At 66.5% G+C, this 14,716-nt stretch carries 14 protein-coding genes; 5 read left to right on the forward strand and 9 right to left on the reverse strand.

Annotation, left to right across the window (positions count from 1 at the left end):
• The first annotated feature begins 19 nt into the window (after positions 1-19).
• The 4 genes from qcrC to JF543_RS10780 all read left to right on the forward strand — a co-directional run bounded on the left by qcrC (position 20) and on the right by JF543_RS10780 (position 4,401).
• Positions 20-853, forward strand: a complete 834-nt coding sequence (gene qcrC / locus JF543_RS10765; RefSeq protein ID WP_179410555.1) for a cytochrome bc1 complex diheme cytochrome c subunit — start codon at positions 20-22, stop codon at positions 851-853.
• Positions 854-889: 36 nt separating this feature from the next.
• Entirely contained in the window at positions 890-1,966 is a 1,077-nt protein-coding gene (gene qcrA, locus JF543_RS10770) for a cytochrome bc1 complex Rieske iron-sulfur subunit (RefSeq protein WP_179410554.1), read from the forward strand.
• The gene (gene qcrB, locus JF543_RS10775; RefSeq protein ID WP_206549600.1) at positions 1,963-3,780 is read left to right on the forward strand and encodes a cytochrome bc1 complex cytochrome b subunit; all 1,818 of its coding nucleotides are present in this window, start codon (positions 1,963-1,965) and stop codon (positions 3,778-3,780) included. The genes qcrA and qcrB overlap by 4 nt, the downstream gene beginning before the upstream one ends.
• A gap of 402 nt (positions 3,781-4,182) precedes the next feature.
• Entirely contained in the window at positions 4,183-4,401 is a 219-nt protein-coding gene (locus JF543_RS10780) for a hypothetical protein (protein ID WP_206824044.1), read from the forward strand.
• 586 nt (positions 4,402-4,987) lie between these two features.
• Here JF543_RS10780 and JF543_RS10785 read toward each other — a convergent pair.
• From JF543_RS10785 to JF543_RS10805, 5 genes are all read right to left on the reverse strand, one after another.
• Positions 4,988-5,410 (reverse strand): cytochrome c oxidase subunit 4, encoded by a 423-nt coding sequence (locus JF543_RS10785; RefSeq protein WP_179410551.1) that lies wholly within the window; start codon positions 5,408-5,410, stop codon positions 4,988-4,990.
• A gap of 3 nt (positions 5,411-5,413) precedes the next feature.
• Positions 5,414-7,147 carry an aa3-type cytochrome oxidase subunit I gene (gene ctaD / locus JF543_RS10790; protein ID WP_179410550.1) on the reverse strand — a complete coding sequence of 578 codons (1,734 nt, stop codon included), beginning with the start codon at positions 7,145-7,147 and terminating at the stop codon, positions 5,414-5,416.
• Between the two features lie 3 nt (positions 7,148-7,150).
• A complete protein-coding gene (gene ctaC / locus JF543_RS10795) occupies positions 7,151-8,056 on the reverse strand; it encodes an aa3-type cytochrome oxidase subunit II (protein WP_206824046.1) in 906 nt (301 codons plus the stop codon).
• Between the two features lie 89 nt (positions 8,057-8,145).
• Positions 8,146-8,508 (reverse strand): iron-sulfur cluster insertion protein ErpA, encoded by a 363-nt coding sequence (gene erpA / locus JF543_RS10800; protein ID WP_179410548.1) that lies wholly within the window; start codon positions 8,506-8,508, stop codon positions 8,146-8,148.
• Between the two features lie 100 nt (positions 8,509-8,608).
• Positions 8,609-10,024 (reverse strand): dipeptidase, encoded by a 1,416-nt coding sequence (locus tag JF543_RS10805; RefSeq protein WP_206824047.1) that lies wholly within the window; start codon positions 10,022-10,024, stop codon positions 8,609-8,611.
• Between the two features lie 56 nt (positions 10,025-10,080).
• Here JF543_RS10805 and JF543_RS10810 point away from each other — a divergent pair, with 56 nt between their 5' ends.
• Positions 10,081-10,632: a DUF3043 domain-containing protein gene (locus JF543_RS10810; protein WP_179410546.1), complete on the forward strand. Its 552-nt coding sequence runs from the start codon at positions 10,081-10,083 to the stop codon at positions 10,630-10,632.
• Here the strand turns inward: JF543_RS10810 and JF543_RS10815 are convergent.
• Genes JF543_RS10815 through JF543_RS10830 form a run of 4 tightly spaced genes read right to left on the reverse strand, consistent with a single transcriptional unit; the run spans position 10,607 to position 14,695 of the window.
• Positions 10,607-11,650 (reverse strand): quinone-dependent dihydroorotate dehydrogenase, encoded by a 1,044-nt coding sequence (locus tag JF543_RS10815; RefSeq protein ID WP_206824348.1) that lies wholly within the window; start codon positions 11,648-11,650, stop codon positions 10,607-10,609. The two genes, JF543_RS10810 and JF543_RS10815, sit on opposite strands and share 26 nt — an antisense overlap.
• Positions 11,651-11,661: 11 nt before the next feature.
• Positions 11,662-12,138, reverse strand: a complete 477-nt coding sequence (gene nrdR, locus JF543_RS10820; protein ID WP_179410545.1) for a transcriptional regulator NrdR — start codon at positions 12,136-12,138, stop codon at positions 11,662-11,664.
• Positions 12,139-12,144: 6 nt separating this feature from the next.
• Complete coding sequence (hisD, locus tag JF543_RS10825) at positions 12,145-13,473, reverse strand: histidinol dehydrogenase (RefSeq protein WP_206824048.1); 1,329 nt, start codon at positions 13,471-13,473, stop codon at positions 12,145-12,147.
• Positions 13,474-13,477: 4 nt separating this feature from the next.
• Positions 13,478-14,695 (reverse strand): hypothetical protein, encoded by a 1,218-nt coding sequence (locus JF543_RS10830; protein WP_242519441.1) that lies wholly within the window; start codon positions 14,693-14,695, stop codon positions 13,478-13,480.
• Positions 14,696-14,716: the final 21 nt, after the last annotated feature.

The following is a 14,716-nucleotide window of genomic DNA, read 5'->3' on the forward strand; positions in this document are numbered from 1 at the left end:
AGCGGAGCGATTTTTCGAAATGGCACGAGAGAAGAAGCACCGCTCCCGCGGTCGTCGTAGCCCCCTCGCAGCAGCCGCGCTCATCGGCGCCGGCCTGTTGCTGACCGGAGGCGCTTACGCAGGCGCGTCCGCAGCGATGGCCGCCCCGGCCGACGCGCACAGCAGCGTCGCAACCGAGCTCACCGTCGAGGACGGCGAGAAGCTGTTCACGGCCAACTGCGCCACCTGCCACGGCATGGACCTGGAGGGTACGCCCGAGGGGCCGAGCCTGGTCGGCGTCGGCGAGCTCTCCGTTGAGTTCCAGGTCGCGACGGGCCGTATGCCCCTGCAGATGCAGGGACCGCAGGCCCCGCAGAAGCCCGCGCAGTTCACTGACGCGCAGATCCGCGCAATGGCCGCCTACGTGCAGTCGGTTGCCCCCGGCCCCGGCTACCCCGAGGACTGGGTAACCAGCGGTGAGGCGAACCCCGCCAACGCCCAAGACGAGGTCGACATCACGCACGGTGCTGAGCTGTTCCGCATCAACTGCGCGATGTGCCACAACGTCGCCGCCGCCGGTGGCGCACTCACCGAGGGCAAGTACGCCCCGGCGCTGACCTCGACCAGTGCACTGCACGTCTACGCGGCGATGGTCACCGGCCCGCAGAACATGCCGGTCTTCGGAGACATGAACCTCAGCTCCGAGGACAAGCGCGACATCATCGCCGCCCTCGTGTGGCAGCAGGAAGCAGTGCAGATCGGCGGCTTCACGCTGGGCTCGCTGGGTCCGGTCTCCGAGGGTCTGTTCATCTGGATCTTCGGCATCGGCGCGCTCGTCGCCCTCACCGTGTGGATCACGGCGAAGTCCAACTGACGCACTTTCATAGAACAGCTACGTACGAGGAGCACCATGGCAAACGACGACGACACGCAGGCTCTGGACAGGGCCTACCAGCCCTCACCGGGGCTGGGCGTCGCAGTCAGCGATCCTGCGGAGAACCCGGGGCTGCCACCACACCGTGAGCGGATGACCGACAAGGACCCGCGGATCGAGAAGACGGCGGAGCGTACGGTCTACACGCTCTTCTACCTGTCGCTCGCGGGCAGCATCTGGGCTGTCGCCGCGTACATGCTGTTCCCGATCGAGAGCGGCATGCCGATCGACATCCGGCAGAACAACATGTACATCGGCATCGGCATCGCGCTGGCGCTGCTGGCCATCGGTATCGGCGCGATCCACTGGTCGAAGGCGCTGATGTCCGACAAGGAGTACATCGAGCACCGCCACCCGACCCGCGGTCGCGACACGACGCGTGAAGCTGCGGTTCAGGTGTTCGCCGAGGCCGACCAGGACTCAGGTTTCGGCCGCCGCAAGATGATCCGCAACTCGCTGATCGTCGCCGTGGTCGCCTCTGTCGTCCCGGGCATCACCCTCTTCCGCGGACTCGCGCCGCACAACACCCCCGAGAAGCCGCACGCCGGAGACCCGGTCTACCTGCTCAGCCACACCATGTGGGAGTCCGGTATGCGCCTTGCCCGCGATCCTGAGGGCACCCCCATCCGCGCTGCGGACGTCACCGTCGGCTCGGCGTTCCACGTCATCCCCGAGCCGCTCAAGCAGCTCGACCACAGCAGCGGATACCTCGAAGAGAAGGCGAAGGCGATCGTCCTGCTCATGCGTCTGCGCCCCGAGCAGCTCATCGAGACCGAAGAGCGCAAGGACTGGTCGTACGACGGCATCGTCGCGTACTCCAAGGTCTGCACGCACGTCGGTTGCCCCGTGGCTCTCTACGAGCAGCAGACGCACCACCTGCTGTGCCCCTGCCACCAGTCGCAGTTCGACGTCACCGATCAGGCCAAGGTCATCTTCGGACCTGCTGCCCGACCGCTGCCGCAGCTGCCCATCGCCGTCGACGATGAGGGCTACCTCATCGCTCAGCGCGACTTCACCGAACCCGTCGGCCCGAGCTTCTGGGAGCGTCATTGAGTACCGCAACTCTGAATAAAGAGGACACCACGCAGCAGAAGAAGCCGCTCGGTGGCCGCTTCGTCGGCGCGACGGCGAACTACATCGACGAGCGCACCAGCCTTTCGGGCATGGTCAAGGAGCTCGGTCGCAAGATCTTCCCCGACCACTGGTCATTCATGCTCGGCGAGATCGCTCTGTGGGCGTTCGTGGCTGTGTTCCTGTCTGGAACGTTCCTGACGTTCTTCTTCCAGGCATCCATGGTGCCCACGCACTACACCGGTGCGTACGTGCCGATGCGCGGTCTGGAGATGTCGGCGGCGTTCGAATCGGCGCTGCACATCTCCTGGGACGTCCGCGGTGGCCTGCTCGTGCGCCAGATCCACCACTGGGCAGCGCTGGTCTTCATCGCCGGCATCGGTATCCACATGCTCCGCGTGTTCTTCACGGGTGCGTTCCGCAAGCCCCGCGAGCTCAACTGGGTGATCGGCTTCGTGCTGTTCATCCTCGCTCTCGCCGAGGGCTTCACCGGCTACTCGCTGCCCGACGACCTGCTCTCGGGCAACGGTCTGCGGATCATCGACGGCATGATCAAGGGCATCCCGCTCATCGGAACCTGGACCTCGTTCCTGCTCTTCGGTGGTGAGTTCCCGGGTCACGACATCGTCGGACGCCTCTACACGCTGCACATCCTGCTGCTGCCGCTGCTGCTGATCGGTCTGCTCGTCGTCCACCTGATGCTCATGGTGATCAACAAGCACACCCAGTTCGCCGGCCCCGGCCGCACGAACGACAACGTCGTCGGCTACCCGATGATGCCCGTCTACATGTCGAAGATGGGTGGCTTCTTCTTCATCGTCTTCGGTGTGATCGTGCTGATCGCTTCGTTCTTCCAGATCCTCCCGTTCTGGGATTACGGCCCCTACGACCCCTCCCCGATCTCGGCAGGTACGCAGCCGGACTGGTACATCGGCTTCGCCGACGGCGCCCTCCGCCTCGCCCCGCCGAACATGGACGTCGTGTTCCTCGACCGCACCTGGTCGTTCGGAATCCTGGTGCCGGTCGCAGTCCTCGGTCTGTTCATCGTGCTCGTCGCGATCTACCCCTTCATCGAGGCGTGGGTCACGGGCGACAAGCGCGAGCACCACATCGCAGACCGTCCCCGCAACGCCCCCACCCGCACTGCTATCGGCGCCGCCGGCGTCATCTTCTACGCGGTCATGTGGGCAGCGGCTTCGTCCGACCTCATCGCCACGCACTTCATGCTCACCATGGAGGGTGTCATCCACTCGCTCCAGGCGATGCTGTTCGTCGGTCCGGTGCTCGGGTACTTCATCACCAAGCGCATCTGCATCGCGCTGCAGAAGAAGGACCGTGAGATCGTCCTGCACGGCTATGAGTCGGGTCGTATCGTCCGCCTCCCCGGTGGCGAGTACGTCGAAGTGCACCAGCCCGTCGACGTGTACGACCGCTGGAAGCTCATCGACTACGAGGTGTACGAACCGCTCGTGGTTCGCCCCAACGAGAAGGGCCGCATCCCGTGGACGCAGAACCTGCGTTCGGCGCTTTCGCGCTGGTTCTTCGAGGACCGTCTGATGCCGCTCACGCAGGCACAGATCGAAGAGGCCGACGCGCACCAGCACCACACGCTGGCACACAACGAAGAGCTCGAAGCCGAAGAGATCGCCGGTGCACACGAACGTGCCGGTGTCTCTGAGGACCAGATCGCTCCGGCCGACACCTCGATCGGTGAGACGCCGAACACGCCCAGCTCGGTGATCGCGACCGATCCGGTCAAGAAGCCGCGCAAGAAGAAGTCGGAGGACGGCGAGTAACGCTCCCCTCCCCCACGCAGAAGGTCCCGTCCAGTTTTGGACGGGACCTTCTGCGTTTCTGCCGAGCGCGGTCATCCACAGGGATGCACAGCCCCCCACTAGCACTGGCTAGGGTCAACATGCCGCGACTGACGCCGGTACGCAGACCCTCAATTCCTGGGACTTCAGCGACGGGACACTCCTGTGGGAGCGCGTCACGTTCCCGGGACGCAATCTGCGTGGCCAGCAGCATCAGGTCGCGGCTTTGGACACCGAGGACGGCTGGCAGGTGCCTGCCCTCGTCCCCTGGCGACCGACCGTGGCAGTCGACGAGTGGTCACGTGTCGAGATCTTGGACGTGCGCACAGGCACTCGCTCGCGCCAGAGGTCGCGTCGACGGGCGTCTGGGCGCACCGTCCGGTCGTGCGCGGGTCCGACGCCGACCGCTTCTGCATCACGGGCGTCCTTGAAACCGAAACCGACACGGAGAACGATCGCGTCCATGAGTACTCGGTGACGGATCAAACGTTCCGTGCGCCCAAGGTGACGGATGCCGGCTTCTTCGAAGGCGGAACCGCCTTCAGCAGCCGTGTGTCGTACAGCGCGCTTCGTCAGGCTCGGTCGCACGTCCGGCGCCACTGAGTGGTCGCTCAATGCGGACTCCTGCGGCTTCGTCGCCGATCTCGGCTTCCAGAGCCACGACGGCGTCGCAACGTTGTGCCGGTTCCGCGCAGGAACCCGGACGCTGCACTGGGACGGGACGGAGGTGGTGCGCGACGAGTACGAGGACCTCGATGTCGATCTGATCGGCGTCGACGTAGCAAGCGGTGACGTCGCGTGGCGGGTTCCTCTCGGAGAGGCGGATACCGCCGATGGAACGCCACATCCGGAGACTGCGTTTCTCAGCCGCGGCGCGAAGCGCGTCGTGCCCGACGGCGCGAGACAGTCCCTGCTCGTCGACGTCGCCACTGGTGCCACTGAGCGCGTCGCCCAGGACCAGTTGCTGCTGAGCACGACGGGGCAGACTCCGTCGAACTCACCTCGATCTGGCATGAGCCCGTGTATGAACTGGAGGACGCCTTTGAGCTCTGCAACGGGGATGGTTCCGTCGTCGAAGGCAGGGCACCGACCGTGTTCGAACCAGTCGGCGAAGAGTGAGCACCTATGCACGCAGAAGGCCCCCTGGCGAACCAGGGGGCCTTCTGTCAGATCTCTACGCGCTGTGGTATCAGCGGGCGAAGTTGCCGCGGTAGAACTCGTACACCCAGCCGACGATTGCGATCAGGAAGAGCGCCACACCGATCGGGAGCAGGAAGTGACCGACCGCGAGCCCCGTCAGGAAGACGGTCGCAGAACCGGCGAGCACCAGGGGCCACCAGGACCACGGTGCGAACTCGCCGACTTCGGGGTCACCGTCGTCGATGTCCGAGGTGAGCACATCCTCGGGCAGCTCGCCGCCCTGTGCACGATAGGTCTTGCGAAGGTAGATCGCGATCATGGCGCCCATGAAGGCAACGAACAGCAGGGCGACGGTGCCGACCCACTCGATGTAGCCGTGGAACGGGTCCAGCAGGCTCCACGCGGTGTAGACCGCTGCCGCGATCACGAAGAACACGGTGATGATCCACCAGAGGACGATATTGCTACGCATGTGCTACTTGGCCTCTCCTGCTGCGGCGGCCGGCGCCGCGACGGGGTGCTCGGCTGCCTCGGGGTGGTTCAGGTCGAACGCGGGACGCTCGCTACGGATGCGCGGGATCGACGTGAAGTTGTGTCGCGGCGGCGGGCACGACGTGGCCCACTCGAGCGACGCGCCGTAACCCCACGGGTCATCGACCGTCACCTTGGGCGCCTTGCGAGCCGTGATCCAGACGTTCAGGAAGAACGGCAGCATCGAGGCACCGAGGATGATGGCACCGATCGTGGAGACCTGGTTGCCCCACTCCCAGTTGTCGTACGTCGAGTAGTCGGCGTAACGACGCGGCATGCCGTCGACGCCCAGCCAGTGCTGGATGAGGAAGGTCATGTGGAAGCCGATGAACAGCATCCAGAAGTGGATGTAGCCGAGGCGCTCGTTGAGCATGCGTCCGGTCCACTTCGGCCACCAGAAGTAGAAGCCGGCGAACATGGCGAACACGACCGTACCGAACACGACGTAGTGGAAGTGCGCGACGACGAAGTACGAGTCACTGAGGTGGAAGTCCAACGGCGGCGCGGCCAGGATGACACCGGTGAGACCACCGAAGACGAACGACACCAGGAAGCCGAGCGAGAACACCATCGGGGTCTCGAAGGTCAGCGACCCTCGCCACATGGTTCCGATCCAGTTGAAGATCTTCACACCCGTCGGCACGGCGATGAGCATCGTCATCAGTGCGAAGAACGGCAGCAGTACACCACCGGTGACGTACATGTGGTGCGCCCACACCGACACGGACAGCGCGGCGATCGCGATGGTCGCGTACACGAGCGTCTTGTAACCGAAGATCGGCTTGCGGCTGAAGACCGGGAAGATCTCGGAGACGATGCCGAAGAACGGCAGCGCGATGATGTACACCTCAGGGTGTCCGAAGAACCAGAACAGGTGCTGCCACAGAAGCACACCGCCGTTGGCGACGTCATAGGTGTGTGCGCCCAGGATGCGGTCGGCAGCAGCCGCGAACATCGCTGCTGCAAGGACGGGGAACGCCATCAGGATCAGCAGGCTCGTCACCAGCGTGTTCCACGAGAAGATCGGCATGCGCCACATGGTCATGCCCGGGGCACGCATCGTGATGATCGTGGTGATGAAGTTCACCGCACCGAGGATCGTGCCGAAACCGGACATACCGAGCCCGAGCATCCAGAGATTGCCACCAACACCTGGTGAGAACGAGGCGTTGGCCAGCGGCTGATATGCGAACCAACCGAACGACGCCGCACCCTGCGGGGTGAGGAAGCCGGCGACCGCCATGATCGAGCCGAAGCTGAAGAGCCAGAACGCGAAGGCGTTCAGACGCGGGAACGCGACATCGGGTGCACCGATCTGCAGCGGCAGAATGGCGTTCGCGAAGCCCGCGAACAGCGGCGTCGCGAACATCAGCAGCATGATCGTGCCGTGCATCGTGAACAGCTGGTTGTACTGCTCCTTCGTGGGCACGATCTGCATGCCGGGAGCGAACAGCTCGGCGCGGATGATCAGCGCCATCACACCGCCCAGCAGGAAGAACAGCACCGAAGAGATCAGGTACATGTACCCGATCGTCTTGTGGTCGGTGGACGTGATCCACTTGACGAGGACGTTGCCCTTCTGCTCCACACGCGTGGAGGACAGGAGCGCGGCCTGTCGAGGCGGCAGAGTGCTCGGACGAGCGCCCTGCGCCGTGTTGGGTTCAGCTGTGGTGGTCATGGCTTACTCCTCTTCCTCGGCGTCCGTGCTCGCGCCGGTGCCCGGGAGATTGCTGAGTCGATCGTAGGAGTCTGTGATGTCGCCGGTGTTGCCCTCGGCGCGCAGCGTCTCGATGTAGGCGTCGTACTCGTCCTGCTCCACGACCTTCACGTTGAAGAGCATCATCGAGTGGTACTCGCCGCAGAGCTCGGCGCACTTGCCGTCGAACTCGCCGACACGGGTCGGGATGAACGACCAGGAGTTGTCCTTCCCGATGTACATGTCCTTCTTGTACAGGAAGTCGATGATCCAGAAGGAGTGCACGACATCGCGCGACTGGAGGTCGATCTTGACCTTCTTGTCGACCGGCAGCACCAGCGTCGGGAGCTGCTCGCGGTCGAAGTCGCCCGCCTCGTCCGGGTGCGCCTGCGTACCCATGGTCCAAACGGCGTCGGAGTTGTCCTCTGCCTCACCGTCGTACTGGAAGTCCCAAGCCCACTGCTTGGCGATCGCCGTGACCTCGACGTCGACCTCGTCATCGGACCACTGGGTCTCGATCGCGGTCTGGTCGCGCGCGGTGAAGAAGAACATCGCCAGCACGAGGATCAGCGGGATCACCGTGTAGAGGATCTCGATCGGCATGTTGTAGCGCAGCTGCACGGGCAGACCGGTCTGACCCTTGCGACGGCGGTACATGACGACCGCCCACCCCATCAGACCCCACGTGATGAGGCCGACGATGAGCAGAACGATCCACGAGGTGACCCACAGACCAGCGACGCGCTCGGTCTGGTTCGTTGCGGCAGTGCCGTCTTCTACGAAGCCCGGGAGGAACCCATGCAGTTCGGTGGGAGTACATCCCGCCAGAACCACAGCTGCTGCTACTCCCAGCGGGATAGCAGCCCAACGAAGGCGGCGTTTCGAGGGCACGATGCACCTTTCAGATCTCGGACAGGAGCGAATTCAAGTCTAGGGCAATCTCACACCCTATTCATGCCAACCACGCAGGTTGGCCGGGCTCAGTGGAAGCTGTCACCGCACGCGCAACTGCCTGCGGCCTGGGGATTGTCGATCGTGAAGCCCTGCTCCGAGATCGTGTCCTTGAAGTCGATCGACGCGCCGTCCAGGTACGGAATGCTCATGTTGTCGATGATCACCTCGACGCCGTCGAAGTCGACCGTCTCGTCGCCCTCGAGGTAACGCTCGTCGAAATAGAGCTGGTAGATCAGTCCGGAGCATCCACCGGGCTGGACGGCGACACGCAGTCGCAGGTCGTCGCGCCCTTCCTGCTCGAGAAGGCTCTTCACCTTCTGAGCTGCCGCGGACGTGAGGGAGACACCGTGCGCAGCGGTGCTCTCCGAGGTCAGGGTGGTGTCGGTCATCTCAACTCCTTGCAATCGGCAGCACGGCCTGCTGCACATGCTCGATCCTACCGCCGGTGCCTGCGGGGCGGGCGGGCCCAGCCCGCCCGCCCCGGTCGCGTCAGGATGCCGCGTCGCGGTCGTTCATCCGCGTCAGCATCAGTGCCTCGGTGCGGATGGCGTTGCGGAACGTCTCCAGGTGCAAGGACTCGTTCGGGCTGTGCGCCCGGGAGTGCGGGTCTTCCACACCGGTGACGAGGATCTGGGCGGCCGGGAACTCGCGCACGAGGTCGGCGATGAACGGGATAGATCCTCCGATTCCGAGATCGACCGGTTCCGCCCCATAACCGTCTGCCATGGCGCCGCGTGTGAGCTCCACCGCCCAGCCGGAGGTGTCGACCAGGAATCCGTCGCCCAGGTCGACGTCCGAGAACGTCAGCTCTGCGCCGAACGGCGCGTGGGCACGCAGGTGCGACTCGATCGCGGCGTACGCCTCGGCCGCGTCCTGTCCCGGCGCAACGCGCGCGCTGATGACGACGCTGACCTCGGGAAGGAGCGTGTTGGATGCTTGCGCGACGCTGGTCGCGTCGATTCCGGTGATCGTGATGGACGGCTTGTTCCAGATGCGTCCGAAGATGTCGTCGCGCCCCACAGGGGTGGCGTCGGGCAGCAGCCCGGTCTCCTCGCGCAGCGTCTGCTCCGTGTACGCCGGTGTGGTGGCATCCCGCGCGCCCATCCCGGAGACCGCGACCGCCCCGTCGGCGTCCCAGAGCGTCGCCAGCAGCGTGACCGCCGCCATCATCGCGTCGGGTACGGCTCCACCGAACATCCCCGAGTGCGAGGCGTGCTCGAGCGTGCGCACCGTCAGGGTGAAGCGGGCGTTGCCCCGCAATGAGACGGTCAGGCCCGGCGTGTGCGAGTCGAGGTTGCCGGAGTCGGCGACGACGATGGCATCCGCCCGCAGGGCATCGGCGTTGTCGCGCAGGAACCGGGCGAACGAACGGGAGCCGTACTCCTCCTCGCCCTCGATGAACAGGTTCACCCCGAGATCGAAGTCGTCGCCCAGGGTTTCGCTGACCGCGCGCAGCGCGGCGATATGCGCCATGATGCCCGCTTTGTCGTCCGCGGCTCCGCGACCGTACAGCCGACCATCGCGTACCGTCGGCTCGAACGGCGGCGTCTCCCACAGCTCGTCATCCCCCGGGGGCTGCACGTCGTGGTGGGCGTACAACAGGATCGTCGGCTTTCCGTTTCGCGCGGCCCGGGTGGCCAGCACGGCGGGCTGGCCGAGCTCGTCGGTGTCGTCGACGTGTGCGCGCAGCACGCGCACGTCGTCGAAGACGCCGGTGCCTCGGGCGAGCTCCGCGACAGCATCCGCGCTGCGCTCGAGCTGGGTCTGATCGAAAGCCGGCCACGCGACGCCGGGAATGCGCACCAGAGCGCCGAGGTCAGACAGTGCGGCGGGGACGCCGAGAGCGACGGCGTCGAGGACAGCGGATTCGGATGCTGGCAGAGCCTGCGATGAGGACGAGGTCATGCGAGTAATCTTAAGACGAACCCGATACCGAACTGAGGTCGAACGTGTCCAAGCCCATGCCCGCAGCAAACGACGACGCCCCCGAGACGCCCGCCGTCGGCAAGGGGCGCGCCACTCCGACGCGCGCCGAGCGCGAAGCCGCCAACCGGCGCCCGCTCGTCGCGAACACCAAGGAGGCCCGTGCGGCGGCGAAGGCCGACCTGCAGGCGCGACGCGAACGTGCGCGCATCGGCATGGAGAACGGTGAGGACCGCTACCTTCCGGCGCGCGACAAGGGTGAGCAGCGCCGCTGGGTGCGCGACTACGTGGATTCCGGCTGGCACGTTTCCGAGTGGCTGATGGCCGCGATGCTTGTCGTGATCATCCTCAACCTGGTGCCGATCCCTGCCGTGCAGATCTACGCCATGGTCGCTCTCTGGGCGTACATGCTGCTGGCGATCGGCGACATGGTGCTGCTGAACTTCCGCGTCAAGCGCAAGATCGACGCCAAGTTCGGCGCCGACCGCCGCGAGAAGGGCCTGGGCTGGTACGCGGCGATGCGCGCCCTGCAGATGCGCTTCATGCGCCTGCCGAAGCCTCAGGTCAAGCGCGGCCAGCGCCCGGCGTGATCGCGCGGAGGCCGCGGTTGATCTGCCGCGCCCACAGCGGCCCCTGGTACAGAAACGCCGTATAGCCCTGCACCAGGGTCGCGCCGGCGTCCAGTCGGCGCTGCACGTCTTCGGCCGTCTCCACTCCCCCGACGGCGATCACGCAGAAATCAGCCGGAACGGCGGCCTTGACGACCGCGAGCACCTCGAGTGAGCGTTCCTTCAGCGGTGCGCCCGACAGCCCGCCCGCACCCGCCGCCTCGACGACGGCAGCATCTGTGCGCAGGCCGTCACGGGCGATCGTGGTGTTGTGCGCGATGATGCCCGCGAGGCCCTCATCGACGGCCAGACGTGCGATGGCCTCGATCTCATCATCCGGTAGGTCCGGTGCGATCTTGACCAGCAACGGCGTCGACCCGGCGGCCTCCCGCACGGCGCGCAGCAGCGGTGCCAGCGTCTCGACGGCCTGCAGACCGCGCAGACCGGGGGTGTTCGGCGACGACACGTTCACGGCGAGATAGTCCGCAAGGGGTGCCAGCTTCGATGCCGAGGCGACGTAGTCGGCGACAGCATCCTCGACCTCGACCACGCGGCTCTTGCCGATGTTGACGCCGATGACCGCACGGGGTGCGCGGCGGCGCAGCTTCCGTAGGCGCCGTGCGGCAGCATCCGCTCCCTCGTTGTTGAAGCCCATCCGGTTGATCACGGCACGGTCGGGCACCAGACGGAACAGCCGCGGCTTGGGGTTGCCGTCCTGCGGAATGGCCGTCACGGTGCCGATCTCGACGTGACCGAACCCGAGCGCGTCCAGGCCGCGCACACCCACGGCGTTCTTGTCGAAGCCCGCGGCGACACCGAACGCCGACGGGAAGGTCAGACCGAGTGCGTGCACCTGCTGCTCAGGCGTCGGAGCGGTGATCGCACGGGCCGCCCACGAGAACGGGCGCGCGCCGACCACGCGGATGACCGCCATGGCGGCGTGGTGAGCGAACTCCGGGTCGAAGCGCGTGAGGAGGTGGCGGAAGAACAGTGAATACATCACTGCCAAGGCTACCGCCCGGTCGACTCCTGCTCTGCCGCGGCACGGTCGGCCCGGAGCGACCCGATCGCCGATTCGAAGTCCTCCAACGAATCGAACTGCTGGTACACGCTGGCAAATCGCAGGTACGCGACCTCATCGAGCTCGCGTAGCGGCCCGAGGATCGCGAGACCGATCTCATTGGGATCGAGCTGCGACACACCCGTCTGCCGCACGGCCTCCTCGACGCGTTGGGCGAGCACGGCGAGGTCGGCCTCGGTGACCGGGCGTCCCTGGCACGCTTTGCGCACACCCGTGATGACCTTGTCGCGGCTGAAGGGCTCCATGACCCCCGAGCGCTTCATGACGACCAGGCTCGCCGTTTCGGTCGTCGAGAAGCGCCCCCCGCATTCCGGACACTGCCGCCGACGGCGGATGGAGAGCCCGTCGTCGCTGGTGCGCGAATCGATGACACGGGAGTCCGGGTGACGGCAGAACGGGCAGTGCATGATCCCTCAGCGTACCTCGTGGCCGCCGGTGGGTTCGGCGAACCGCGCTTCGACGGCGTCGCCGTGGCCGGGCAGCAGTTCGGCCGCGGCCAAGGCGACGACACCGGCACGTACTTCGGAGAGCGCGGCGTGGTCGTACTCGATGACCTGTTGCGGACGCAGGAACGTGTACGCGCCCAGCCCCGGGGCGTAGCGCGCCTGTCCCCCGGTTGGCAGCACGTGGTTGCTGCCGGCAAGGTAGTCGCCGAGGCTGACCGGGGTCTGGTCGCCGACGAAGACGGCACCGGCGCTGGTGAAGCGCTCGGCGGCTGCGGCGGCGTCACTCAGGTGCAGTTCGAGGTGTTCGGGCGCATAGGCGTTGCTGAAGGCCTCGGCCATCGCGCGGTCGTCGACGAGGACGATCGCCGACTGCGGGCCCGCCAGTGCTTCCGCGACGCGCGCGGCGTGGGTGGTGGATGCTGCCTGCCGGGCGACCTCGTCGGCGACGCGCTGCGCGAGCTCGGACGAGTCGGTGACCAGCACGGCCGAGGCCTGCTCGTCGTGCTCGGCCTGACTGATGAGGTCGGCGGCGATGAGGCGCGGATCGGCGGCGGCGTCGGCGACGATGAGGATCTCGGTGGCGCCCGCCTCGGAATCGGTGCCGACGACACCGGCGACGGCGCGTTTGGCCGAGGCCACGTAGTTGTTGCCGGGGCCGGTGACGACGTCAACGGGATCGAGACCGAGGTCGGCGACGCCGTGGGCGAGCGCGCCGATGGCTCCGGCTCCCCCGATGGCGTAGACCTCGTCGATGCCCAGCAGCGCGGCGGCGGCGAGGATCGTCGGGTGCACACGCCCCTCGTGACCGGCCTGTGGCGGCGAGGCGAGGGCGATCGAGCGCACACCCGCAACCTGCGCGGGGACGACGTTCATGATCACACTGGACGCCAACGGTGCCTTGCCGCCGGGAATGTAGACGCCTGCCCGGTTGATCGGTTGCCAGCGCTGCGCGATGCGTGCTCCCGGCCAGATCTCGGTGACCCGCGGCTCCGGTACCTGTGCGGCCGACGCCCTGCGCACACGCGAGATGGCCTTGGTCAGGGCTTCCCGCACGGCCGGGTCGACGGATTCGGCAGCCTCGGCGAGGTGCTCGGCTGGCACACGGATGGCGTGTCCGGTGACACGGTCGAAGCGCTCGGCCTGCTCGCGCAACGCTGCCTCGCCGCGCACGCGGACGTCCTCGACGATGCGCGCCGCGGTCTCGAGCGCCTCGCTGCGCGCCTGAGTCGCTCGCGGCACAGCGGCGAGCAGGTCGGCGGGTGCGAGCTGCTGCCCGCGAAGATCGATGGTGCGCATGTGCTCAGCCTCTTGTGATGTCGGTGATGTCGTGCAGGTAGCCGATCCGCCCGTCCTCATGGCGGACGACGTAGGCGCCCCCGCGGTCCTCGATGACGAGTGTCCACGCGTGCGGGCCCACCCGGAACAGCGTGTGACCGCGTTCATCGAGAACGTCCCGCTCTGTTGCTGCGAGAACCCAGAACGGCTCGGCTCCCACGGGTCCGGGAGCGGCCCCGGCGGTGGTGCCGGCGCCGGCCGCGCCGGTGAACGGCCGGTCGACCGTCGTCTCGACGTCATCTGCGAAGATCTGCTCGAGCACGCCGACCGGATCCGTGTGGTGGTCATTCTGGTGGTCCGCCTGAGGCACCTCATCGAAGGGCACCTCAGTGTCGTCGGATGCCGTCGTCGGCGTCTCGTCGGATATCGCGACCTGATCCGAGCCATCGATGTGGAGGGAGCGCGTCGCATCGAGTGATTCGGCTTCCCTAACCGGAGTGTCGGCAGCATCGACCTCGCCGGCCGTGGCCTCAGGCTCCGCAATGGCTTCGTCCTCGACGGCGGCGTTCTCGACGGCGGGTTCACCGGCATCCGCAGCATCCGCGGTGTTCATGGAACGCACGCGCGGCGCGCGGGCGACCACCGGACGAACAGGGTTCGCATTGCGGTGGGCGAGCGTCTCCATCCGCCCCTCGAAGTCCTCGCGCAGCCCGGGAATCAGCGGAGCGAACACGGTCACGACGACCATCCCGGCCAGTGCCAGCTGCGCCACAATCACGACCCAGCCGACGGCGTACACGCCCGTGCCGATCGTGACGGCCACCTGAGACCAGAGCAACTGGGCCCACGAGACCGCGGCCGCGGATGCGGCGACCGAGGCGAACTGGTCAATCCCGAGCGAACCAACGCGGCGGATGCCGTCGGGCGAGAGCCTGCGCAGCACGACCAGGAAGACGGCGACCGTCGGCACACCGATCGTCAGGATCCACCCGATTCCCGTGGTCCAGATCGAGCCACCGACGATTCCGACGGGAAAGAACGACACGACGAAGGCGACAAACCAGGTGCCGATGATCAGAAGCTCACGCAACGTGAACCCGAAGACGCCCGTCTCGGGCTGCACCTGGTCCTCGTACAGCACGGCTCCGTCGACGTCCTCGACACGCTCGGAGTCACTGAGTCTCGCGGGCACGCCCGCGAGCGGCCCGTCGCTGGGCGGAAGATTCGGGGTGTCGTGGCTCATCGAACAGGTCCTTTCGTCGCT

It is taken from the genome of Microbacterium esteraromaticum (assembly GCF_017303215.1).
In the GTDB taxonomy this organism is placed as follows: Bacteria; Actinomycetota; Actinomycetes; order Actinomycetales; family Microbacteriaceae; genus Microbacterium; species Microbacterium esteraromaticum_C.